This window comes from Cedecea neteri NBRC 105707 = ATCC 33855 (genome assembly GCF_001571265.1).
Classification (GTDB): domain Bacteria; phylum Pseudomonadota; class Gammaproteobacteria; order Enterobacterales; family Enterobacteriaceae; genus Cedecea; species Cedecea neteri.
In genome coordinates, this window is sequence record NZ_BCTL01000029.1 from 68517 (window position 1) to 91198 (window position 22682).

Here is a 22682-nt window from a genome sequence, read left to right on the forward strand (position 1 = left end):
ATGAAGATTTTGGTGACAGGGGCTGGAGGCTTCATTGGTCAAAACTTATGCCTGAAGTTGTCTGAGGCCGGGTACGATAACATTCTAAAAATTGACCGTGCTGCCAGCACAGATGAATTAAAAAATGCTGTAATTACGGCAGATTTTATTTACCATCTTGCTGGTGTAAACAGACCTGTAGATGATAAGGAATTCAGTGCGGGTAATCATGGGTTAACTCAGCAGATTGTTGATATTCTGATCGAGAATAAACTTAACACTCCGGTGATGATTAGCTCTTCTACACAGGCTACACGGGATAATTTGTACGGTGCCAGTAAAGCAGCGGCCGAAGATACGATTCTGAAATATGCTGAGCTAACTAAAGCTGCATATTATATTTATCGTTTTCCAAATGTTTTTGGTAAATGGTGTCGGCCTAATTACAACTCCTTTGTTGCAACCTTTTGCCACAACATTGCTTCCGGTCAGGATATTCAAGTCAATGATCCTAAGGCAGCAGTTACGCTGGTCTATATTGATGATGTCTGCTCTGAACTGATCGCGTTGCTTGATAACCGCGTAAGCGGTTACTGCGAGGTTAAAACGCAGTACCAGACCACCGTTGGTGACGTTGCTGAAACCCTCCATTCCTTTAAAAATAGTCGCCAAAATCTCATTTCTGAAGCCGTTGGCACAGGCCTGACGCGTGCTCTTTATTCAACCTATCTGAGCTATTTAAAGCCTGAGCAGTTTAGCTATTCCGTGCCGTCTTATGGCGATCAGCGCGGCGTTTTTTGTGAAATGCTGAAAACTAAGGACGCAGGGCAGTTTTCCTTCTTCACTGCCCATCCCGGTATTACGCGTGGTGGGCATTACCATCACACTAAAAATGAAAAGTTCCTGGTTATTCAAGGTGATGCCACATTCAAATTTGAGCATGTTATCACCGGTGAAAAATATGAACTTCATGTAAGTTCTGGTGAATATAAAATCGTCGAGACCGTTCCCGGTTGGACTCATGACATCACTAATACCGGAAGCAATGAATTAATCGTAATGCTTTGGGCTAATGAAATTTTTGATAAAAATGCACCGGATACCATAGCGAGACCTTTAGCATGAAAAAATTGAAAGTTATGTCTGTGGTGGGAACTCGCCCGGAAATTATTCGTCTGTCACGCGTTTTGGCCAAACTTGATCAATATTGCGACCATATTATTGTTCACACTGGACAGAACTACGATTTTGAATTGAATGAAGTTTTCTTCAACGACCTTGGCGTGCGTAAGCCAGACTATTTTCTGAGTGCTGCAGGTAAAAATGCAGCCACCACCATTGGCCAGATCATTATTAAGGTGGATGAAGTTCTTGAAGAAGTAAAACCTGATGCCATGTTGGTCCTTGGCGATACCAACTCCTGTATCTCTGCGTTACCGGCGAAACGCCGGAAGATCCCAATTTTTCATATGGAAGCAGGAAATCGCTGCTTTGATCAACGTGTCCCAGAGGAAACTAACCGCCGCATCGTCGATCACACAGCAGATATCAATCTGACTTACAGCACCATCGCACGTGATTACTTACTGAGCGAAGGTCTCCCGCCAGACCGCGTTATTAAAACCGGCAGCCCGATGTTTGAAGTGCTTTCACATTATATGGAACAGATTGATAGTTCTGATGTGTTGAAGCGTCTGGGTCTTCAGAAAAATAAATTTTTTGTCGTCAGTGCTCATCGGGAAGAAAACGTCGATTCGCCGAAACAATTAGAAAAACTGGCCCAGGTACTTAATACCGTAGCGGAAAAATATGATTTTCCGGTTATCATTTCTACGCATCCAAGAACGCGTAACAGAATTGAAGCTGCGGGTATAACGTTCCACAAAAATATTCAGCTTCTGAAGCCACTTGGTTTTCACGATTATAACCATCTGCAGAAAAACGCGATGGCCGTATTGTCCGATAGTGGCACAATTACTGAAGAATCATCCATCATGAACTTCCCCGCAGTAAATATTCGCGAAGCGCATGAAAGACCGGAAGGATTTGAAGAAGCCTCGGTAATGATGGTTGGACTTGAGGTTGAGCGTGTTTTACAGGCGTTAGCTATTCTTGAGACGCAGCCTCGTGATCAAGATCGCTTATTACGGCAGGTTGCTGATTACAGCATGCCAAACGTTTCAGATAAAGTGGTCAGAATCATCCATTCCTATACGGATTACGTTAAGAGAGTGGTCTGGAAAGAGTACTAATGAAACTTGCTCTGATAATCGATGATTACTTGCCTGACAGCACGCGAGTGGGTGCCAAAATGTTCCATGAACTCGCAGTGGAGCTACTTCGGCATGGGCATCAGGTCACTGTTATTACACCTGAAATAAACGGCTGTCAGCGTCTTAGTTACGATAATCTTGACGGCGTAAATATCTGGCGCTTTAAAAGCGGTCCGATCAAAGATGTGCCAAAAGTCCAGCGCGCAATCAACGAAACTTTACTTTCATGTCGGGCCTGGCTTGCGGTACGGTCAAATATTAAGAAAGATACTTTTGATGGTGTTATTTACTACTCTCCCTCAATCTTCTGGGGTAGGTTGGTTCGTAACATTAAAAAAAGATGTGGTTGCCCGGCTTACTTAGTTTTGCGGGATATGTTCCCGCAATGGGTCATTGACGCGGGTATGCTTCGCAGTGGTTCACTGCTCGAAAAGTATTTCCGTTTTTTTGAAAAATATTCCTACGAACAAGCCAATAGTATTGGGTTGATGTCGGACCGAAATTTGGAAATTTTCAGGTTGCATAATCGTCATTTACCCTGTGAGGTTTTGAAAAACTGGGCAAATGTTAGCGCTTATGCTTCTCGGGAAAACGAAAACGGATCTTTTCGGGATAAGCTTGGACTGCATAAGAAGACGATTTTCTTTTATGGCGGTAACATTGGTCATGCGCAGGATATGACCAACCTCATGAGGTTGGCAAAAAACATGCAAAAGCATGAGAACGCGCATTTTTTGTTTGTGGGTCAGGGGGATGAAGTCGAACTGATTAAGCAGCTTGCCAGTGAATGGAATTTGTCAAATTTTTCGTATCTTCCATCGATTAACCAAGTGGAATTCAAGCGGTTATTGAGTGAGATCGATATCGGATTGTTTTCACTAGCAGCTAATCATATTTCGCATAATTTTCCCGGTAAACTTTTAGGTTACATGGTTCAGTCAATACCCATTCTCGGTAGTGTCAATGCGGGTAATGATTTGATGGACATTGTTAATGCAAATTCCGCTGGGTTTATCCATGAAAATGGCCAGGACGAGCAGTTACTTGCTTCAGCCGAGCGGTTATTGCTCGATGAAAATCTACGCTTATCGATTGGCAAAAGTGCTTATAAATTGTTAATCGATCAATTTTCCGTTCAGTCCGCGGCCCAGACCATTGAAAATAGACTGGAGGCGAGCGGTGCGTTTAATTGATAAAGCAACATTAGAAACCCTTTTTGAAGAAGCAAAGCATTCCGTTCGCAAAAGGTCTCACTTGCTTTTGCATTCTGGACACCATGAGAAAGTACAACGGTTAATCATTGCGTTAGTCGAAGGAAGCTATGTTGAACCTCACTACCATGAGTTATCCCATCAGTGGGAAATGTTTATTGTCACTGAAGGAAGCATAAGGATTTCTCTTTTCACTGCCACTGGTGAAGTGCATTCTTCATTTTTGGCCGGACCTCTGGAGAACAGTTCGATCGTTGAGTTTGCTCCTGGGGATATTCACAGTGTGGAATGCGTATCAGAGAGAGCATTAATGGTAGAAGTCAAAGAAGGCCCATTTGACCCTCATTACGCAAAAGCCACGCCTATCTGGTACCACGGCTAGCGAGTTTGGGTTTAAGGCCATCAAATGCTACCCAGACTGCGCTCTCATAAGTTAACATCATAGCCACATTTGAAGCCGCGTGTAGGGCGCGGTGAGCACACCTGACAGGAGTATGTAATGTCCAAGCAGCAGATCGGCGTTGTTGGTATGGCCGTGATGGGGCGCAACCTTGCGCTGAACATCGAAAGCCGTGGTTATACTGTTTCCGTATTCAACCGCTCCCGTGAGAAGACTGAAGAAGTCGTCGCGGAGAACCCGGGTAAGAAACTGGTTCCTTACTACACCGTAAAAGAGTTCGTTGAGTCCCTTGAAACGCCACGTCGCATCCTGCTAATGGTGCAGGCAGGCGCTGGCACCGATGCGGCCATCGACTCCCTGAAGCCTTATCTCGATAAAGGCGATATCATCATCGATGGCGGTAACACCTTCTTCCAGGACACCATTCGCCGTAACCGCGACCTATCGGCTGAAGGCTTCAACTTCATCGGGACCGGTGTTTCCGGCGGTGAAGAGGGCGCCCTGAAAGGCCCATCCATCATGCCTGGCGGCCAGAAAGATGCTTACGAGCTGGTTGCCCCAATCCTGACCAAAATTGCTGCGGTTGCTGAAGACGGCGAACCATGCGTAACGTACATCGGGCCTGACGGTGCCGGTCACTACGTTAAAATGGTTCACAACGGCATCGAATACGGTGACATGCAGCTGATCGCAGAAGCTTATTCCTTGCTGAAGCACGGTCTGGATCTGTCTAACGAAGAGCTGGCAGAAACCTTTACCGAATGGAACAAAGGTGAGCTGAGCAGCTACCTGATCGACATCACCAAAGACATCTTCACCAAGAAAGATGAAGAAGGGAAATACCTGGTTGATGTCATTCTGGATGAAGCCGCCAACAAAGGCACCGGTAAATGGACCAGCCAAAGCTCTCTGGATCTCGGCGAACCGCTGTCCCTGATCACGGAATCCGTATTCGCTCGCTATATCTCTTCTCTGAAAGAGCAGCGTGTTGCGGCGTCTAAGGTTCTGAGTGGCCCGCAGGCTAAGCCATTCTCCGGTGACAAAGCGGAGTTCAGCGAGAAAGTTCGCCGCGCGCTGTACCTGGGTAAAATCGTTTCTTATGCTCAAGGCTTCTCCCAGCTGCGTGCCGCATCTGAAGAGAACAACTGGGACCTGAACTACGGTGAGATCGCGAAGATTTTCCGTGCAGGCTGCATCATTCGTGCGCAGTTCCTGCAGAAAATCACCGATGCTTATGCTGAAACCCCAGCGATCGCGAACCTGCTGTTGGCACCTTACTTCAAGAAGATTGCCGATGATTACCAGCAGGCTCTGCGCGATGTAATTGCTTACGCGGTGCAGAACGGTATCCCAACCCCAACCTTCTCCGCTGCCATTGCCTATTACGATAGCTACCGTGCAGCCGTGCTGCCAGCTAACCTGATTCAGGCTCAGCGTGATTACTTCGGCGCACATACCTATAAACGTACAGACAAAGAAGGCGTGTTCCATACAGAGTGGATGGAAAAGTAATATTCTTTAGTCAGTTATGAGGTTCACACAAACCAGTGAAGAGGATCTTCACTGGTTTTCTTCTTATTTTCAGGACGAAAATTTCTGGTTCGCTTGGTATGCGAGCGAAAAGATATGAGTAGAAATTAGCGTTTGGAGTGCTATGAAAATTATCGTCACAGGTGGTGCTGGATTTATCGGCTCTGCACTAGTCCGTCACATTATCAATGACACCAGCGATGAAGTGATGGTCATTGATAAACTGACCTACGCCGGGAATACTGATTCGTTGTTACCTGTCGCACATAGCAACCGCTATTCATTCCGACAGATTGATATCTGCGACAGGGCTGCAATTGATGTGGCAATACAGGTATTTCAGCCAGATGCGATAATGCATCTGGCTGCTGAAAGCCATGTTGATCGTTCAATAGATGGATCGGCTACTTTTATCGAAACCAATATCATTGGAACCTATACGTTGCTGGAGTCAGCCCGATGCTACTGGAATCAGCTAGAACAAGAGAAAAAGGATGTATTCCGCTTTCACCATATTTCAACGGACGAAGTGTATGGAGACTTGCATGATGCTGACTCGCTATTTACCGAAAAAACGCCTTATGCACCAAGTAGCCCATATTCTGCCTCTAAAGCTTCTAGCGATCATTTGGTGCGCGCATGGATGAGAACATATGGTTTGCCTACGCTTGTAACAAATTGTTCCAATAACTATGGCCCGTACCATTTTCCTGAAAAATTGATTCCTTTAGTCATTCTCAATGCGCTTGAAGGCAATCCTTTACCTGTATATGGTGATGGTTGCCAGATTCGCGATTGGCTTTATGTTGATGATCATGCACGTGCTCTTTATAAAGTTATCACCGCAGGAAAAATTGGTGAAACTTATAATATTGGTGGCCATAACGAACGTAAAAATATTGAAGTTGTACAATCAATATGTCAGCTTTTAGATGAAATGGTAGTTGATAAACCTGACACTATTAATAGGTTTGAGGAATTAATTACTTTTGTCGCCGATCGACCGGGGCACGATCTTCGTTACGCTATTGATGCATCAAAAATTGAACGAGAACTCGGCTGGACACCTGCTGAAACATTTGAAAGCGGTATCAGGAAAACAGTGACATGGTATTTAGAAAATGAATCCTGGTGGAAGCGAGTAAAAAATGGTGCTTATGCCAGAGAACGCTTGGGATTAAATTTTTAATCACGTAAGGATTTTATTATGAAGGGAATTGTTCTTGCCGGTGGCTCAGGAACTCGCTTGTATCCTATAACACGAGGTGTATCAAAGCAGTTACTGCCCATTTATGATAAGCCGATGGTCTATTATCCTATTTCGGTGCTCATGCTTTCGGGGATTCGCGATATTTTATTGATCACGACTCTTGAAGATTTACCCGCCTTCCAGCGACTTCTAGGGGATGGTCATCATTTAGGAATTAATCTCAGTTACGAAATTCAGGCCAGGCCTGAAGGACTGGCTCAGGCATTTATCATTGGTGAAGAATTCATTGGTGGTAATAACTGTGCTTTAGTGTTAGGAGATAATATCTTTTTTGGCCAGGGATTCGGCAGCAAGCTGGAAACCGTTGCCCAACGTCAGTCTGGCGCCTCGGTATTTGGCTATCAAGTAATATCTCCAGAGCGTTTTGGCGTTGTGGAATTTGATGCCCAATATCGAGCTATTTCCATTGAGGAGAAGCCAGAAAAACCTAAGTCAAATTGGGCGGTGACTGGACTCTACTTCTACGACAACAATGTTGTAGATTTTGCAAAGCAGATTAAACCTTCTCCTCGCAATGAGCTTGAGATTACCAGTATTAATCAAATATATCTGGAGAGGGGGGAGTTGAATGTTGAGCTTCTGGGGCGTGGATTTGCCTGGCTTGATACAGGCACTCATGACAGTTTGATCGAGGCTTCGCAATTTGTTCATACAATTGAAAAAAGACAAGGATTAAAAGTAGCCTGCCTGGAAGAAATCGCGTATCGCCGAGGGTGGTTGTCTGCCGAACAGGTTCTTGATAATGCCAGAATGATGGGGAAGACTTCTTATGGTCAATACCTCCAACAGCTGGTATAAACCCTTTGGGCTTTCACTCTGGGTTCCAAAAGATTCCCATTCCATTTTGGGATGGGAATTTATCATTCCAGTTACAATTTTTCTATCTGTACAGATAGTTAATTAAAGCATTTAATTTCTCTTTTCAGTCTAATCCTATCTTTTTTCGATGTTCTTTCTTATATTTTAAACTATCATTACAACCATAATAGTATGATTTGATTTTTTAGGGTGAAAATGAACCATAGCAATGAAGTGGTAAACCACGGCCGCCAGGAAACTTGTGAATCAATTGATGTTGTTAAATTATTTTTACAGTTATGGCGAGGGAAAGTGGTAATTATCAGTATTACCTTAGTCAGTATTTTAATCGCTGTTGCTTATCTCACTGTTGCCAAAGAAAAATGGACTTCTGAAGCGATAGTCACACTGCCTGACCCGGGGCAGGTAGCAAACTACACCAACGCGTTTGCAGTGCTTTACAGTCAGACACCGGCTAACACTCCCTCCAATCAGGCTGTTCAACAGGCTTTCTTTGACCGTTTTAACTCTGCGATGAACGCACTTGCTGGCCAGCTTGAGAATCAGGACAAACCTGAAAAATTGATGATTGAAGCCGCAAACAAAGAGACTCCGTTGCCGCTTAAAATTAGTTATGTTGCTAGTTCTGCTCAACAGGCGCAGCAGACTCTGAATACTTATATTCAACAGAGCAATAAGCGCATCGTTACCGAACTGGATAGTGACCTCAGAATTTCTATTGACGCCAAAATAGGCGATCTTAAAGAAGAGCTGGCAGCAAAAGAAAAAGTAGCTAAAGAGAAGCAACAAAAACGTCTGGATGAGCTCAACCAGGCGCTGGTTGTTGCTGAACAGTCCAATATTACTAAACCAGTGGTTTCTCAGGCCGAAACGCTGTCTCAAGACACCCTGTTTGTGCTGGGCAGCGAGGCGCTTTCTTCGATGATAAAAAATGAGGCTTCTCGTCCGTTACCGTTGGATAACTCGTACTTTAATGTCCGCCAGGCGTTGCTTGCGGTCAGTGACTTGAAATCGACCCCCGAAACAACGTATGCGTTCCGTTATGTCATGAAGCCGGCTTTACCCGTGCATAAAGACGGCCCGAAAAAAGGTCTGACGCTCGTATTGGCTGCCTTGCTGGGGATTATTATTGGTTCAGGTTATGTTCTGGGACGTAACGCGCTGCGGCAGTATAAACCAGCCGCGTAAACCAACTTAATAAACGAAAGGCCGCATTAGCGGCCTTTTTTACATCACTTCCCGGGCTTATTTGTGCCGGGCCCGTAAATTCTCAATCACCGTACTCAAGTCCAGATCCTGATCCTGCAGCAGCACCAGCAGGTGATACATCAAATCAGAGGCTTCGTTGGTCAGCTCGTGACGATCGTTCACGGTTGCCGCCAGCGCGGTTTCCACGCCTTCTTCCCCGACTTTCTGCGCAATACGCTTGGTACCGCTGGCATACAGTTTCGCGGTGTAAGAACTTGCCGGATCGGCCGTTTTGCGCGAGGCCAGCAGTTGCTCCAGCTCAAACAGGAAATGCCAGTCGTGGTGCGCTTCACCGAAGCAGCTTGAGGTACCGAGGTGGCAGGTTGGGCCGATAGGGTTCACCAGCACCAGCAGCGTGTCGTTATCGCAGTCTGGCGCAATACGCACCACGTTCAGGAAATGGCCAGACGTTTCACCTTTAGTCCACAGGCGCTGTTTGGTGCGCGAGAAGAAGGTGACTTTGCCGCTCTCAAGGGTTTTTGCCAGCGCATCCTGGTTCATATAGCCGAGCATCAGGACTTCGCCGGACACCGCGTGCTGAACGATAACCGGCATCAGGCCATCGGTTTTTTCCCAGTCCAGCTGGGCTAACTGTTGTTCTGTTAACACACTCGAATCTCCACGCCTTGCTGAACCAGAAACGCCTTCAGTTCACCAATATTGATAATTTGCTTATGGAACACGGAAGCCGCCAGAGCGCCATCAACGTCCGCATCGCGGAAAGCCTCATGGAAGTGCTCCATGGTGCCCGCTCCGCCGGAAGCGATAAGCGGTACATGGCAGACTTCACGCACTTTCTTCAGCTGCGTCAGGTCGTAGCCGTTGCGCACGCCATCCTGGTTCATCATATTCAGGACGATTTCCCCGGCGCCGCGCTTCTGCACTTCCTGCACCCAATCCAGTGTTTCCCACTTTGTTACGCGGGTACGGCTTTCGTCGCCGGTGTACTGATTCACGTGGTATTTGCCGGTTTCAGCGTCAAACCAGGTGTCAATACCGACCACGATGCACTGCACGCCAAAGCGTTCCGCCAGGCGAGTGATAAGCTCGGGATCGGCCAGAGCAGGGGAGTTAATGGAAATCTTATCCGCCCCGAACGACAGGATCTGTGCGGCATCCTCAACGGATTTAATCCCGCCCGCCACGCAGAAAGGAATATCGATCACTTCCGCCACGCGGGTCACCCAGCTTTTGTCTACCACGCGGCCGTCGCTCGAGGCGGTGATATCGTAAAAGACCAGTTCGTCTGCGCCTTCCTGGGCATAGCGCTGCGCCAGCGGCACGATGTCACCAATGATTTCGTGATTGCGGAACTGCACGCCTTTCACTACCTGGCCGTCACGCACGTCCAGGCAAGGGATTATCCGTTTTGCCAGCATGAAATCGCCTCCTTCACGTTAAATTTACCTTCCAGAAGCGCGCGCCCAACAATCACGCCTTTCACGCCGCTGCCGCGCAGGGCGGCAATATCATCCAGCCCGCCAATACCGCCGGAGGCCTGAAAGGCGACCTGCGGGAAGCGCGCACAAACTTCCTGATAAAGCTCAACGTTTGAGCCTGCCAGCGTGCCGTCGCGCGAGATATCGGTGCAAAGTACATGCTTGAGGCCAAACGGCAGAAACTGCTCAACGAGCTGCTCCAGCGTGGTGCCGGAGGTTTCCTGCCAGCCGCTCACCGCGACCTGTTTGTTACCTTCGGCATCAATACGCACGTCCAGCGCCAGCACCAAAGCATCGGCGCCAAAGCGTTTAAACCAGCCCTGTACCAGCTCAGGGGATTTCACCGCGGTGGAGCCGACGACTACGCGAGCTGCACCCGCTTCCAGCAGGGCTTCAACATCCTGCTCTGTACGCACGCCGCCGCCAACCTGAACCGGCACGTTCACGCCAGCCAGCAGCTTTTGCAGCAGAGGAATTTGTCGGGCTGCCGGATCTTTAGCCCCGGTCAGGTCAACCAGGTGCAGCACTTCTGCGCCCTGGGTCTGGTAATCCTGTAAACGTGGCAGCGGATCGCTGCCGTAGTCACGCTGCTGGCCGTAATCTCCCTGATGGAGACGCACCACTTTGCCGTCAATTAAATCAAGAGCCGGAATGATCATCGCCTACATCTCCAGAAAGTTTTTCAGCAGCTGAGCGCCAGCCGCACCGGAACGTTCGGGGTGGAACTGAACGCCCCAGAAATTATCTTTTTGCACCGCCGCAGTGAAGGCTTCACCGTAGTTTGCCTGGGCGATAGTGTTTTCGCAGACCGGCATCGCGTAGCTGTGAACGAAGTAGAAATACGCCCCGTCTTCAATGCCGCGGAACAGGCGATCGCCTGCCTTCGGGTAAACCCTGTTCCAGCCCATGTGCGGCAGCGGCAGGCCAAAGTCTTTCATCTGCAACACCGGCTGCTCGATAATGCCCAGCATCTCAACGCCGTGGCTTTCGTCGCTGCGGCTGCCGAGGAGCTGCATCCCGAGGCAAATGCCCAGCACGGGCTGAGTACAGGCTTTGATAAGATCCACCAGATCGCGCTCGATGATTTGATTCATGGCCGCCTGAGCGGTGCCTACGCCCGGCAGAAAAAGCTTATCGGCGCGCAGTACCACGTCCGGGTCACGGCTGACCAGCGGCTCATAGCCGTGGCGCTGAATGGCCGACTTCACCGAATGCAGGTTGGCACAGCCCGTATCGAGGATCACCACGTTCATCACAGCACTCCTTTCGAGGAGGGAAGCGTATCGCCCTCGACGCGAATCGCCTGGCGCAGCGTGCGGCCAAAGACTTTGAACAGGCTCTCTACGCGGTGGTGATCGTTCTTGCCTTTGGTCTTCAGGTGCAGCGTCACGCCCATGGTGTAAGAAAGCGAGCGGAAGAAGTGCTCTACCATCTCGGTGCTAAGATCGCCCACGCGCTGGTAGTTGAACTCCGCTTTGTATTCGAGGTGCGGGCGGCCAGAAATATCCAGCGCGCAGCGGGCCAGGCATTCGTCCATTGGCAGCACAAAGCCAAAACGAGTGATGCCGCGTTTATCGCCCAGTGCCAGCTTAAGTGCTTCGCCCAGCGCCAGGCCGGTATCTTCCACGGTGTGGTGATCGTCGATGTACAGATCGCCCTTAACCGCAATCTCCATGCGGAAGCCGCCGTGGGTGCAGATCTGGTCCAGCATGTGGTCAAAGAAACCGACGCCGGTGGCAATTTTGCTGCCGCCTTCGCGATCCAGCCAGACTTTGACGTCAATCTGCGTTTCTTTGGTGTTGCGTTCTACGTGCGCGTAGCGATCGCGCTTTGTGAGTTTCTCGGCGATTTGCTTCCAGTCCAGGCCGTCGCTGTTATAGCGCAGCCCCTGAATGCCCATATTTTCGGCCAGCTCGATGTCCGTGGCGCGGTCGCCAATCACGTAGCTGTTGGCTTTATCCAGTGCGCCTTCCTGCAGGTAGCCGGTGACCAGCGCCAGCTTAGGTTTGCGGCAGTCGCAGTTGTCTGCAGGCAGGTGCGGGCAAATCAGCACCTCATCAAAAATGATGTCCTGCGAGGTCAGCACCTGCATCATCAGGTTGTGCGGACCATCGAAATCGGCCTGCGGGAAGCTGGCGGTACCCAGGCCATCCTGGTTGGTGATCATCACCAGGCGGTAGCCCGCCTTTTGCAACTGCAGCAGAGCCGGGATCACCGCAGGCTCAAAGGCGAGTTTCTCCATGCGGTCGACCTGGTAATCACTCGGCGGTTCGGAAATCAGGGTCCCGTCGCGGTCAATAAAAAGTACTTTCTGGCTCATTTGCTCTCCGTGGCCTGCAGGCCGGGTTGCTGACGCAGCGCATCGATGGCGCGCTGGCACTCTTCGCGCGTGCCGATGCTGATGCGCAGGCAGCCGCTTAACGTCGGTTGTTTATTCTGGTCACGTAAGATAATGCCCTGATCCCACAGCGATTTAAAGACTGCGCTGGAGGCGGTAATTCTGGCGATGATGTAGTTAGTTTCGCTGTCGAAAACCTGCTCAACGCAAGGGACACTTTTTAGCTCATTGATCAGGTACTGGCGATTAAGCAGCACTTCGGCAACGCGCTCGCGCATGGCGTTAATGCCCTGCGGGCTAAGCGCCTGGGCGGCGATGTCGGCCACTGGTGTAGAAAGCGGGTAAGGGGCGATCACTTTTAGCAGCAAATTAATGACTTCTTCATTTGCCAGCGTAAAGCCGCAGCGCAGGCCGGCCAGCGCAAACGCTTTAGAGAGCGTACGCAGCACGACCAGATTTGGGTATTCTTTCAGCCAGCCCGCCAGCGTCGCCTGGGGGCAAAATTCGATATACGCTTCGTCGGCAACCACCAGCGCTTTGCCGCGGGTCATTTCCAGCAGCACGCGCAGATCCTGCGGATTAATCAGCTGGCCGGTCGGGTTATTCGGGCTGCAAACATAAACGACTTTTACGCCGTCGAGGTTTTCTGCAATCGCCGGCAGGTCAAGCTGCCAGTTATCAAGCGTGGCAACGGTGCGGCACTCCACGCCAAAAGTTTCGGCGCTGACGGTGTACATGCCGTACGTCGGAGGGCAATAGAGAATGGCGTCTTTGCCCGGTTCGCAAAACGCGCGAATCAGCAGCTCGATACCTTCATCCGCGCCGCGGCTCACCAAAACCTGCTCAGGCTTCACGCCCGCGTAGCTGGCATAGTTGGCGATCACCTGCTTTGGCTGGCACTCCGGGTAGCGGTTCAGCGTCTGCGCGGTTAACTGGAACTCTACCGGCGTCGGATATTCGTTGGCGTTCAGCCACACGTCGCCGTTCCCACCCAGGCGGCGGGCGGACTGATAAGGGGTCAGGGCGCGGACGTTGGCGCGGGCTAACTCTTCGAGGCTCATGCTTGCTCCTTCAGGGCGGCGACGCGTAGGGTAACGGCGTTTTTGTGGGCGGTCAGCTGCTCGGCGGCAGCCAGAATTTCAATGGTTTTCGCCAGCGAGGCAAAACCTTGCGCAGACAGCTCCTGCACGGTCATGCGCTTCTGGAAGTCCGCTAGCCCGAGGCTTGAGCAGGTGGAGGTGTAACCGTAGGTCGGCAGCACGTGATTTGTCCCGGAGGCATAATCCCCTGCGGATTCCGGCGACCAGTCGCCCAGAAATACCGAGCCTGCGCTGGTAATATCGTCCACCAGTTCTCGGGCGTTGCGGGTCTGAATAATCAGATGCTCAGGGCCATACTGGTTTGAAATCTCAATGCACTGCGCTAAATCGCGGGCAATAATTAAGCGGCTGCTTTCCAGCGCTTTGCGGGCGGTTTCTGCGCGCGGCAGAGCTGCAAGCTGGCGCTCAACGGCATCGGCAACGGCCTGGGCCACGGCGATGTCCGGAGTCAACAGAACCACCTGAGAATCCGGGCCGTGTTCTGCCTGAGAAAGCAGATCTGAGGCCACAAAGTCAGGCGTGGCGCCGCTGTCGGCGATCACCAGCACTTCCGAAGGGCCGGCAGGCATATCAATAGCCGCGCCGTCGAGACGCTGGCTGACCTGGCGCTTCGCTTCGGTGACGAAGGCGTTGCCGGGGCCAAAAATCTTGTCCACTTTCGGAATGCTTTCCGTGCCCAACGCCAGGGCGGCAATAGCCTGCGCGCCGCCGACCTGAAACACCTCCTGCACGCCGCAAAGCTGGGCCGCATAAAGGATCTCGTCGGCAATCGGCGGCGGTGAGCAAAGCACCACTTTTTTGCAGCCCGCGATGCGGGCAGGCGTTGCCAGCATCAGCACGGTAGAGAAGAGCGGGGCAGAGCCGCCGGGAATGTACAGGCCCACGGAGGCCACCGGGCGGGTGACCTGCTGGCAGCGCACGCCGGGCATGGTTTCGACATCCACCGGGGCAAGCTGCTGCGCGAGGTGGAATTTCTCGATGTTAGCGACGGCCACGGCCATCGCCTCTTTAATCTCGCTGCCCAGCCTGGCCACGGCTTCATCAATTTGCTGCTGGGTGACCTGCAGCTGCTTTACTTCCGTTTTATCGAACTTCGCGCTGTATTCACGCAGGGCGGCATCGCCATTGTTTTTAACGTTATTCAGAATCTCCGCCACGGTGCGGGTAATGCTGTCCGAAGCGGAGATAGCCGGGCGCATCAGCAGCGCACGACGAGCGTCTTCGTCGCAGTCGTTCCAGTTAATCAGCGTGTTGAAGTTGCTCATCACATCACTCCATCATCTTCTCAATAGGCAGCACCAGAATGGAGCTGGCACCCAGCGCCTTCAGTTTTTCCATGGTTTCCCAGAACAGCGTTTCGCTACTCACCATATGCATCGCCACGCGCTGCTGGTCGCCGGCCAGCGGCAGAATGGTTGGGCGCTCGGCACCTGGCAGCAGGGCAATCACTTCATCCAGACGCTCGGTTGGCGCGTGCATCATGATGTATTTGGACTCGCGAGCCTGAATCACGCCCTGGATACGGGTCAGCAACTTATCGATCAGCTGTTGCTTGGCCGCTGGCATTTCGCCATCGCGCTGGATCAGGCAGGCTTTGGAGCGGTAGATAACTTCGACTTCACGCAGGCCGTTGGCTTCGAGCGTTGCGCCGGTAGATACCAGGTCACAGATGGCATCGGCCAGACCGGCGCGCGGCGCCACTTCCACCGAACCGTTCAGCAGGCAGGACTTAAACTGCACGCCTTTCTGGTCGAGGTAGCGCTTCAGCAGGTGCGGGTAAGAGGTTGCAATGCGTTTGTTGTTCAGACTGGCCGGGCCATCCCACGGCTCGTCCACGGCGGTGGCCAACGACAGACGGCAGCCGCCGAAGTCCAGACGACGTAGCGTGTAATAGCGAGGATCTTCACCCTGGGCACGGCGCGTCAGCAATTCTTCTTCGAGCACGTTTTCACCGATAATACCGAGGTCAACTACGCCGTCCATCACAAGTCCTGGAATGTCGTCATCACGGACGCGCAGGATGTCGATAGGCATGTTTTCGGCCAGCGCAATCAGGCGTTGGGTGTGCAGGTTGATTTTTATGCCGCAGCGGGCGAGTAATTCGCGTGAATCATCGCTAAGACGGCCAGATTTCTGCATAGCTATGCGTAAACGGTTGTTGTCGGTCATCGGTAGTTACCCCTTATCAATTCCTGTCTGACGCCCAATAAAAAAGCCCCCGGAAGATATCTTCCGGGGGCTTTTTCTCGCGTTCACGCACCACTGGAAGATCTTTTCGTCTCCCAGCACCAATCGCCTGAAAGACTAGTCAGGGTGATGGTGATGATGGTGGTTTTTAAACTGAGCGCGTGTCATAAAATTCTCGTATGAATGACTATTCATTATGTGCCAATTAACGTAAACCAGATGACGCGTTGAGTGCAAGGGGTTTTTTCCCGCTTCATTAATATTCTGTTTGGCTGTGGGAATTGTCAGTTCTGCGCGGGTGGCGTAGCCTTAACGGAGAGCTTAATTCAGTCGTCAGAAGATAATGCTGCAAGGTCAGGAGACAAGGCATGAAAAGGGTCGCAATAGTCGGGTTGGGGTGGTTGGGAATGCCGCTGGCGCTCTCATTGTCAGCGCGCGGTTATCAGGTCACCGGCAGCAAAACAACGCTGGATGGCGTAGAAGCTGCCCGGATGTGCGGGATCGAAAGTTATCAGTTGCATCTGCAGCCGGAGTTGATTTGCGACAGTGAGGACCTGGAGGCGCTGCTAAACGTCGACGCGTTAGTGGTGACGCTTCCCGCCCGGCGCAGCGGAGAAGGCGATGATTTTTATCTGCAGGCGGTGCAGGAAATTGTCGACAGCGCGCTGGCGCATTCCGTGCCGCGTATTATCTTTACCAGCTCGACCTCCGTGTATGGCGAAGGCGAGGGTAACGTAAAAGAGACGTCCCCGCTTAAACCCGTCACGGCCAGCGGCAAAGTACTTAAAGAGCTGGAAGACTGGTTACACAAACTGCCGGGGACGTCCGTGGATATTCTGCGCCTGGCGGGCCTGGTGGGGCCGGAACGCCATCCCGGACGTTTTCTGGCGGGAAAAACGGATGTGGCAAACGGGCAACACGGCGTAAACCTGGTCCATCTGGAAGATGTGGTTTCGGCCATCACGCTGCTGCTTCAGGCGCCAAAAGGCGGGCGAGTCTATAATCTTTGTGCCCCAGCCCACCCAACGCGGGAAGAGTTTTACACGCGTATGGCCCGGCAAATTGGCCTGGAGGCACCGTCGTTTCGTAAAGACGAGGCAGTTGGCCAGGGCAAGCTTATTGACGGCAGCCGCATCTGTAATGAGCTAGGCTTCGAATATCAATATCCTAATCCGCTGCTTATGCCGATGCAGTAAGTTCAGCTGCATCTCCGGGAGTGAGTATGAAACCTTTGCTGGACGTACTGATCATTCTCGATGCGCTGGATAAAGAAGGGAGCTTTGCTGCGGCGGCGGCAAAGCTCTTTAAAACCCCTTCGGCGCTGAGCTACAGCGTGCAAAAGCTGGAAAGCGACCTCAATATTCAAATCCTCGACCGCAGCGGCCATCGGGCGCGTTTTACACGAACCGGCCAGCTTCTGCTGGAAAAAGGCCGAGAAATTCTGCATTCGGTACGCGAGCTGGAAAAACAGGCGATCAAACTCCAGCAGGGCTGGGAGCATGAACTCACCATCGGCGTGGACAACGCCTTTCCTTTTTCTTTGCTGACGCCGTTAATCGAAGCGTTCTATCAAAGCTACAGCGTGACGCGACTAAAGTTTATCAACGATGTCCTTGGCGGCTCGTGGGAGGCGCTAACGGAAGGGCGAGCGGACATTATTGTCGGGGCGATGAGCGAACCGCCTTCGCTGAGCGGTTTTGGCTTTACGCTGCTGGGCAGGCTGGAGATCGTCTTTGTCGTGGCGCCACATCATGCGCTGGCGAAAGCCGAGGAGCCGCTGCCACGCCGGCTGGTTAAGCAGTCCCGGGCGGTGGTTGTGGGTGATACCTCCAGAATCGAGTCTGCCAGAGCGCTGCATTTACTCGAAGAGCAGGAAGCGATCACCGTATTTGATTTCAAAACCAAGCTTGAGCTGCAAATCAGCGGCATTGGCTGCGGGTATATGCCGCGCTATATGGCTCAGCGTTTTATTGAGAGCGGCGCGCTGGTGGAAAAGCAGGTCGCAGGGCAGGTGCCTTATGTGCCGGTTTGGATAGGCTGGAATGAGCAAACGGCCGGGCTTGCCAGCGAATGGTGGCGCGAAAAAATCGTTGCCGATTCGCATATTGCCCAAGTCTATATGCCAGTAGAAAAATAGTGCCTTTTTGACTGGCGGGGTAGGGAGAACCTGGCTATGTTCAATGTCAGCCCGGCAGTAGGTTAGGGCAGTGATACGCGGGAACAGGCCTATCTTCTTCTGCAGCGCTGAATGTGGGAGGTTTTACTTCCGCCAGATGCTGAAAAAGAAATTGTCAAAGATGGCTTTAACATCTTGTCATTGTGGCGCCGTATGGTGCAAAATACGCGCCAGCAAAAATAGAAGACTAACCGACGTTTAAGAGACGTCGGTTATTTTTTTGCAATCAATTAAGTCAGACAAACGGCATTTGCCAAAAAAACCAAGAGGCCGGGCTTCGTACCGGATAGATACTAGCTTTTAAAAAACGACAGTCGTGTCGCCGAGGAAATTAAGATGGGGCAGATTTTTGCTTTTGCGCAGGCTTTCGCCATTGAGGGAAATGACCATGTCGCTTAACGTCACCGCAGGTGCAAACACCCGCCCAGGTCTGCGTAAGACCCTGACGCTGGTTCCGGTAGTTATGATGGGCCTTGCCTACATGCAGCCGATGACCTTGTTTGATACTTTCGGTATTGTTTCCGGGATGACCGATGGCCATGTGCCGACGGCTTATGCCTTTGCTCTGGTGGCGATTCTGTTCACCGCGCTGAGCTATGGCAAGCTGGTGCGTCGTTTCCCGTCTGCGGGTTCCGCTTATACCTACGCCCAAAAATCCATTAACCCGCTGGTCGGTTTTATGGTGGGCTGGTCGTCGCTGCTGGACTACTTGTTCGCGCCGATGATTAACATCCTGCTGGCAAAAATCTATTTTGAAGCTCTGGTGCCCGGCGTCCCTTCGTGGATCTTCGTGGTGGTGCTGGTTGGCTTTATGACTGTGTCTAACCTGCGCAGCGTAAAAACTGTTGCCAACTTCAACAGCGTCATCGTGCTGCTGCAAATCGTGCTGATTGCGGTCATTATGGGCATGGTGGTTTACGGCGTTTCCGGTGGTGAAGGTGCGGGCACGCTCGCAAGCAGCAAACCTTTCTGGTCTGAAAATGCACATATTGCACCGATGATTACCGGGGCGACTATCCTGTGCTTCTCGTTCACCGGATTTGACGGCATCAGCAACCTGTCTGAAGAGACCAAAGACGCCGAGCGTGTTATTCCGCGGGCTATCTTCCTGACCGCGCTGATTGGCGGCATGATCTTCATCGTCTCGACCTATTTCCTGCAGCTGTACTTCCCGGATATCTCTCGCTTTAAAGATCCGGACGCGTCTCAGCCTGAAATCATGCTGTTCGTTGCGGGTAAAGCTTTCCAGGTTGGCGCGCTTATCTTCTCCACCATTACCGTGCTGGCTTCCGGTATGGCGGCGCACACCGGCGTTTCTCGCCTGATGTACGTGATGGGTCGTGACGGCGTGTTCCCGAACCGCTTCTTTGGCTACATTCATCCGAAATGGCGTACCCCGGCGTTTAACGTGCTGCTGGTAGGTGCCGTAGCGCTGATGGCTATCGACTTTGACCTGGTAACCGCAACTGCCCTGATTAACTTCGGTGCGCTGGTGGCCTTTACCTTCGTTAACCTGTCGGTTATTTCGCAGTTCTGGATCCGCGAAAAACGTAATAAGTCACTGAAAGACCATTTCAACTACCTGGTGTTACCGACCATCGGCGCTCTGACCGTAGGCGCGCTGTGGATTAACCTGGAGCAAAGCTCGATGATCCTCGGCCTGATTTGGGGTGCCATCGGTCTGATTTACGTTGCCTGCGTAACCCGCAGCTTCCGTAACCCGGTCCCGCAGTACAACGAAGACATTGCTTAATCGCCTTCGGTGAAATAAGAATGGCTCCCGGTAGGAGCCATTTTTTTGTCTGTAAAAAGCGTTAACCGACCAGATATTGCGCGTATTCAAACAGCGCTTTAAGCAGCGCCAGTTTCTCTTTATCGCCTTCATGCTGGTTATACAGCGCTTCAAGCTCAAGGGCGTAAGCCTGCAGGGCTTCCTGGGAAAGCACGTCGCGACGATGCTGCAGCCAGCGGTTTTGCTCTTCTTCACTTAATGTGCCCGGCCAGTTGCGCGCGCGATAGTTGAAGAGCAGCTTCTCAATGCGCTTATCGGCAAAGGTGATATCCAGCGCCGGCAGATTCTGTGGGTCAGTTTCCAGCACGATGCGCATTGCCGCGCGGTCTGCATCGCTGAAGAAACCGTTGTACAGCTGAGCATCCACGTTTTCAGAAGGCACAAACGGCTCGGCTTCAGCAAACAGCGTCACCACTTTTTCACGCACCTCCGGATGCTCACGCAGCACTTTCAGATTATCTAGACATTGCTGGCGGTTAATACCAAGGCGTTCGGCATCTTCCGGGCGCAGCGTGTTGGCGACGGCAAGTACCGGGCACTTATTCAGATGCACCAGCTTAATCGGCACCGCGGCGTTATCCCCCAGCTCGGCTTTGGGCGTGTACAGGCGCTCACGCAGGGTGCTGGCGTCCAGCTCCAGCAGCGGAGAAATATCTCCGGCCAGGTCCACCATAATCACCGCATTACGGTTATCAGGGTGCCACGCCAGCGGCGCTATCCAACTGGTATTGCCGCGCTGGGCGCCAAACATACCGGACACGTGAACCAGCGGCTTCATCTGCGGGATATCAATCAGCGTCTGTAGTTTCTGCTTCGAGCGGTGGCTGTAGAGATAGTCAAACAGGCGCGGCTGACGAGTTTTCACCAGCTGAGCCATGGCGATGGTGGCGTAAACGTCTGACATCGCATCGTGCGCGTTGGCGTGCTCAATGCCGTTAGCTTTGGTCAGATGCTCAAGGCGGAAGCTTGGCAGCCCGTCCTCATTTTCCGGCCAGACAATGCCTTCGGGGCGCAGGGCGTAGCAGGCCCGCATCACGTCGAGCAAATCCCAACGGGAGTTGTCGTTCTGCCAGCTCCAGGCGTAGGGATCGTAGAAGTTGCGGTAGAAGATATTACGCGTCACTTCATCGTCGAAGCGCACGTTGTTGTAGCCCACCACGCAGGTCTTTGGCACGGTAAAAATACCGTGAATACGCTTTGCAAAATCCGCTTCGTTTTCGCCACGCGCCAGCGCCTGCTGAGGCGTTATACCAGTAATCATCACGGCTTCAGGCTGGGGCAGGTAGTCATCCGCAGGCTTGCAATAAAACACTTCCGGATCGCCAATAACGTTAAATTCGCTGTCGGTGCGAATGGCGGCAAACTGGGCCGGTCGGTCCAGCGAAGGGCTTTTGCCGAAGGTTTCGTAATCGTGAAACAGAAATGTAGCAAGGGGAGCAGAATCAGACACAGAGGTTACCATTGAGCTAGTTGAATTCTGGATCAATGGTAAACCATCTGCTGGCTCATCAGAAGGAAAAGCGCGTTTAAGATACTGACCTTTCGGTTTTCATTTTCTCCCTGCTCAGCAAGCGTTTACCCAGCGCGATACCGCGTTTTTCTACCTTATGGTAGAGCGCGAAGGCAATCATCCAGACGACCGGCAGCACGATAGCCGTGACTATCAGGAAGCGAATCACGGAGGGCTGATGGGCAAAAGCGGTGTAGCGGACGAGCAGACCGATCGTAGGGAGGACGATCATCAGGTGCAGCAGGTACACCGAATAAGACACGTCCCCCAGGAACAGGCTAAACCGGCAGGTGAGCAGCCTGCGCGGTGCCTCTGTTATCCGGTGCAGGCTGTTTTTCTTTTCAGACTGCCAGAGCAGCAGCGTCATTCCCGCGATCATTATGCACTCTGCCATCAGCCGCAGGTGGGTTTCAGCAATATGCATCTGCCAGGCAATGACGGGGGCGAGCAGCGCCAGCGCACAATAGCGCAGGTTTCTTTGCATCACGGCATGGGATATCAGCATACCGGCGATAAACAGCGGCAGCTTTATCAGGATCATCGACGGCATGGGAAATGCGTTGAAGTAGTCCGGAAAGAGCCAGCGCGCCGCCAGGCAAACGACCATCAGCAGCGTGGCGCTAACCGCAAAACCGTAGCGCATCACCAGCAGCATAATGAAAGGGAACAGCAGGTAAAACTGCATCTCCAGCCCGATACTCCAGTCCGGTAATACGGTGCGGAAAGAGTAAGCCGGTAACAGGCCGAAAATAAACGTCAAATGGCTGAAAATATTCAGTGCGGAATGGTCAGCATAGCGACTGCTTGCGGTGGCGGCTGTCGGCCAGGCGCTGGCGATAATATCGCGCATTTCGCCAAACCAGCCGCCAAAAATCAGCGCAACGGCCAACAACAGATAATAGAGCGGGGCGATGCGAAAGAAGCGGCGTAGCCAGAATTTACGAAAAGTCTCCGGACTATTCCACGGTTCTTTTTCCCGGCGTTCCTGGTAATTTTTGGCCATCAAATACCCTGACAGCAAAATAAATAAATCGACCCCCATGCCAGGGTCGTAAAGAAGGGGAATGCGGCACTGCACCAGCAGGCAAATGTGGCCGAGCAGAACCCAAAGCGAGGCCAGCCCTCGCAGCCCTTCCAGCTCAGGAGACCAGCGTTTACTTTCCACCATACGATGACCTTTATTCGTGTTTTCTTCGGCCAGAGTAAAAATGAATCAGCGCTGCCACAATCAGAATGTCGCACAATCCTGGAATATCGGAATAAACGCACCAAACGTATGTCGGGAATATATTTCGTACAAATATCATTCATATTTATTACTAAGTATGAAATGTCATATTTTCTTGCAATTTAAAGAAGCAAATTAACAAGAACTCCCGTAAAACGAGCCGCTGTAAATTAAGTCTTTGA

23 protein-coding genes and 1 other annotated feature are annotated in these 22682 nt (G+C 51.7%); of the genes, 12 read left to right on the forward strand and 11 right to left on the reverse strand.

Annotated elements, in window-relative coordinates; genetic code table 11:
- The 8 genes from wbjC (at position 1) to wzzB (ending at position 8670) form a co-directional block, all read left to right on the forward strand.
- On the forward strand, positions 1-1104 hold the full coding sequence (wbjC, locus tag CNE01S_RS13150) for a UDP-2-acetamido-2,6-beta-L-arabino-hexul-4-ose reductase (RefSeq protein WP_061276646.1): 1104 nt from the start codon (positions 1-3) through the stop codon (positions 1102-1104).
- Entirely contained in the window at positions 1101-2231 is a 1131-nt protein-coding gene (wecB, locus tag CNE01S_RS13155; RefSeq protein ID WP_061276648.1) for a non-hydrolyzing UDP-N-acetylglucosamine 2-epimerase, read from the forward strand. Before wbjC ends, wecB begins: the two co-directional genes overlap by 4 nt.
- The gene (locus CNE01S_RS13160) at positions 2231-3445 is read left to right on the forward strand and encodes a glycosyltransferase family 4 protein (RefSeq protein ID WP_061276649.1); all 1215 of its coding nucleotides are present in this window, start codon (positions 2231-2233) and stop codon (positions 3443-3445) included. Before wecB ends, CNE01S_RS13160 begins: the two co-directional genes overlap by 1 nt.
- Positions 3432-3845, forward strand: coding sequence for a WbuC family cupin fold metalloprotein (locus tag CNE01S_RS13165; protein ID WP_061276650.1), 414 nt, complete (start codon positions 3432-3434; stop codon positions 3843-3845). The genes CNE01S_RS13160 and CNE01S_RS13165 overlap by 14 nt, the downstream gene beginning before the upstream one ends.
- 117 nt (positions 3846-3962) lie before the next feature.
- Positions 3963-5375 carry an NADP-dependent phosphogluconate dehydrogenase gene (gene gnd / locus CNE01S_RS13170; RefSeq protein WP_061276653.1) on the forward strand — a complete coding sequence of 471 codons (1413 nt, stop codon included), beginning with the start codon at positions 3963-3965 and terminating at the stop codon, positions 5373-5375.
- A gap of 142 nt (positions 5376-5517) precedes the next feature.
- Positions 5518-6582 (forward strand): dTDP-glucose 4,6-dehydratase, encoded by a 1065-nt coding sequence (gene rfbB, locus CNE01S_RS13175; protein WP_061276654.1) that lies wholly within the window; start codon positions 5518-5520, stop codon positions 6580-6582.
- 18 nt (positions 6583-6600) lie between these two features.
- Positions 6601-7461: a glucose-1-phosphate thymidylyltransferase RfbA gene (gene rfbA / locus CNE01S_RS13180; protein ID WP_061276656.1), complete on the forward strand. Its 861-nt coding sequence runs from the start codon at positions 6601-6603 to the stop codon at positions 7459-7461.
- Between the two features lie 216 nt (positions 7462-7677).
- Entirely contained in the window at positions 7678-8670 is a 993-nt protein-coding gene (gene wzzB / locus CNE01S_RS13185) for an LPS O-antigen chain length determinant protein WzzB (protein WP_061276659.1), read from the forward strand.
- Positions 8671-8727: 57 nt separating this feature from the next.
- Here wzzB and hisIE read toward each other — a convergent pair whose 3' ends face one another.
- From hisIE to hisL, 9 genes are all read right to left on the reverse strand, one after another.
- Positions 8728-9339, reverse strand: coding sequence for a bifunctional phosphoribosyl-AMP cyclohydrolase/phosphoribosyl-ATP diphosphatase HisIE (gene hisIE, locus CNE01S_RS13190; RefSeq protein ID WP_039295112.1), 612 nt, complete (start codon positions 9337-9339; stop codon positions 8728-8730).
- Positions 9333-10109, reverse strand: coding sequence for an imidazole glycerol phosphate synthase subunit HisF (hisF, locus tag CNE01S_RS13195; protein WP_061276660.1), 777 nt, complete (start codon positions 10107-10109; stop codon positions 9333-9335). Before hisF ends, hisIE begins: the two co-directional genes overlap by 7 nt.
- Complete coding sequence (gene hisA / locus CNE01S_RS13200) at positions 10091-10828, reverse strand: 1-(5-phosphoribosyl)-5-[(5-phosphoribosylamino)methylideneamino]imidazole-4-carboxamide isomerase (protein ID WP_061276663.1); 738 nt, start codon at positions 10826-10828, stop codon at positions 10091-10093. Before hisA ends, hisF begins: the two co-directional genes overlap by 19 nt.
- Before the next feature lie 3 nt (positions 10829-10831).
- Entirely contained in the window at positions 10832-11422 is a 591-nt protein-coding gene (gene hisH / locus CNE01S_RS13205; protein WP_061276664.1) for an imidazole glycerol phosphate synthase subunit HisH, read from the reverse strand.
- Positions 11422-12489: a bifunctional histidinol-phosphatase/imidazoleglycerol-phosphate dehydratase HisB gene (gene hisB, locus CNE01S_RS13210; RefSeq protein ID WP_061276666.1), complete on the reverse strand. Its 1068-nt coding sequence runs from the start codon at positions 12487-12489 to the stop codon at positions 11422-11424. Before hisB ends, hisH begins: the two co-directional genes overlap by 1 nt.
- Positions 12486-13568, reverse strand: a complete 1083-nt coding sequence (gene hisC / locus CNE01S_RS13215; protein WP_061276668.1) for a histidinol-phosphate transaminase — start codon at positions 13566-13568, stop codon at positions 12486-12488. The genes hisB and hisC overlap by 4 nt, the downstream gene beginning before the upstream one ends.
- Entirely contained in the window at positions 13565-14872 is a 1308-nt protein-coding gene (gene hisD / locus CNE01S_RS13220; protein WP_061276669.1) for a histidinol dehydrogenase, read from the reverse strand. Before hisD ends, hisC begins: the two co-directional genes overlap by 4 nt.
- Before the next feature lie 4 nt (positions 14873-14876).
- Positions 14877-15776 carry an ATP phosphoribosyltransferase gene (gene hisG / locus CNE01S_RS13225; RefSeq protein WP_008455029.1) on the reverse strand — a complete coding sequence of 300 codons (900 nt, stop codon included), beginning with the start codon at positions 15774-15776 and terminating at the stop codon, positions 14877-14879.
- A gap of 37 nt (positions 15777-15813) precedes the next feature.
- Positions 15814-15936 (reverse strand) — a sequence feature (His leader region).
- Positions 15912-15962, reverse strand: a complete 51-nt coding sequence (gene hisL, locus CNE01S_RS25255) for a his operon leader peptide (RefSeq protein ID WP_126358378.1) — start codon at positions 15960-15962, stop codon at positions 15912-15914. Its footprint overlaps the feature before it by 25 nt.
- 200 nt (positions 15963-16162) lie before the next feature.
- On the opposite strand from hisL, the gene CNE01S_RS13230 reads away from it, so the two are divergent.
- The 4 genes from CNE01S_RS13230 (at position 16163) to CNE01S_RS13240 (ending at position 19723) form a co-directional block, all read left to right on the forward strand.
- Positions 16163-16990 (forward strand): SDR family oxidoreductase, encoded by an 828-nt coding sequence (locus CNE01S_RS13230; RefSeq protein WP_061276672.1) that lies wholly within the window; start codon positions 16163-16165, stop codon positions 16988-16990.
- A gap of 26 nt (positions 16991-17016) precedes the next feature.
- On the forward strand, positions 17017-17931 hold the full coding sequence (locus CNE01S_RS13235) for a LysR substrate-binding domain-containing protein (RefSeq protein WP_061276674.1): 915 nt from the start codon (positions 17017-17019) through the stop codon (positions 17929-17931).
- A 375-nt stretch (positions 17932-18306) separates the two neighbouring features.
- Positions 18307-18369, forward strand: coding sequence for a membrane protein YoeI (yoeI, locus tag CNE01S_RS25975; protein WP_138089301.1), 63 nt, complete (start codon positions 18307-18309; stop codon positions 18367-18369).
- Positions 18359-19723 (forward strand): APC family permease, encoded by a 1365-nt coding sequence (locus tag CNE01S_RS13240; protein WP_061276675.1) that lies wholly within the window; start codon positions 18359-18361, stop codon positions 19721-19723. Before yoeI ends, CNE01S_RS13240 begins: the two co-directional genes overlap by 11 nt.
- 61 nt (positions 19724-19784) lie before the next feature.
- On the opposite strand, the gene sbcB is transcribed toward CNE01S_RS13240, so the two are convergent.
- Together sbcB and CNE01S_RS13250 are read right to left on the reverse strand one after the other, a co-directional pair.
- The gene (gene sbcB / locus CNE01S_RS13245; protein ID WP_061276705.1) at positions 19785-21212 is read right to left on the reverse strand and encodes an exodeoxyribonuclease I; all 1428 of its coding nucleotides are present in this window, start codon (positions 21210-21212) and stop codon (positions 19785-19787) included.
- 76 nt (positions 21213-21288) lie between these two features.
- The gene (locus tag CNE01S_RS13250) at positions 21289-22440 is read right to left on the reverse strand and encodes an acyltransferase family protein (RefSeq protein ID WP_061276677.1); all 1152 of its coding nucleotides are present in this window, start codon (positions 22438-22440) and stop codon (positions 21289-21291) included.
- Positions 22441-22682: the final 242 nt, after the last annotated feature.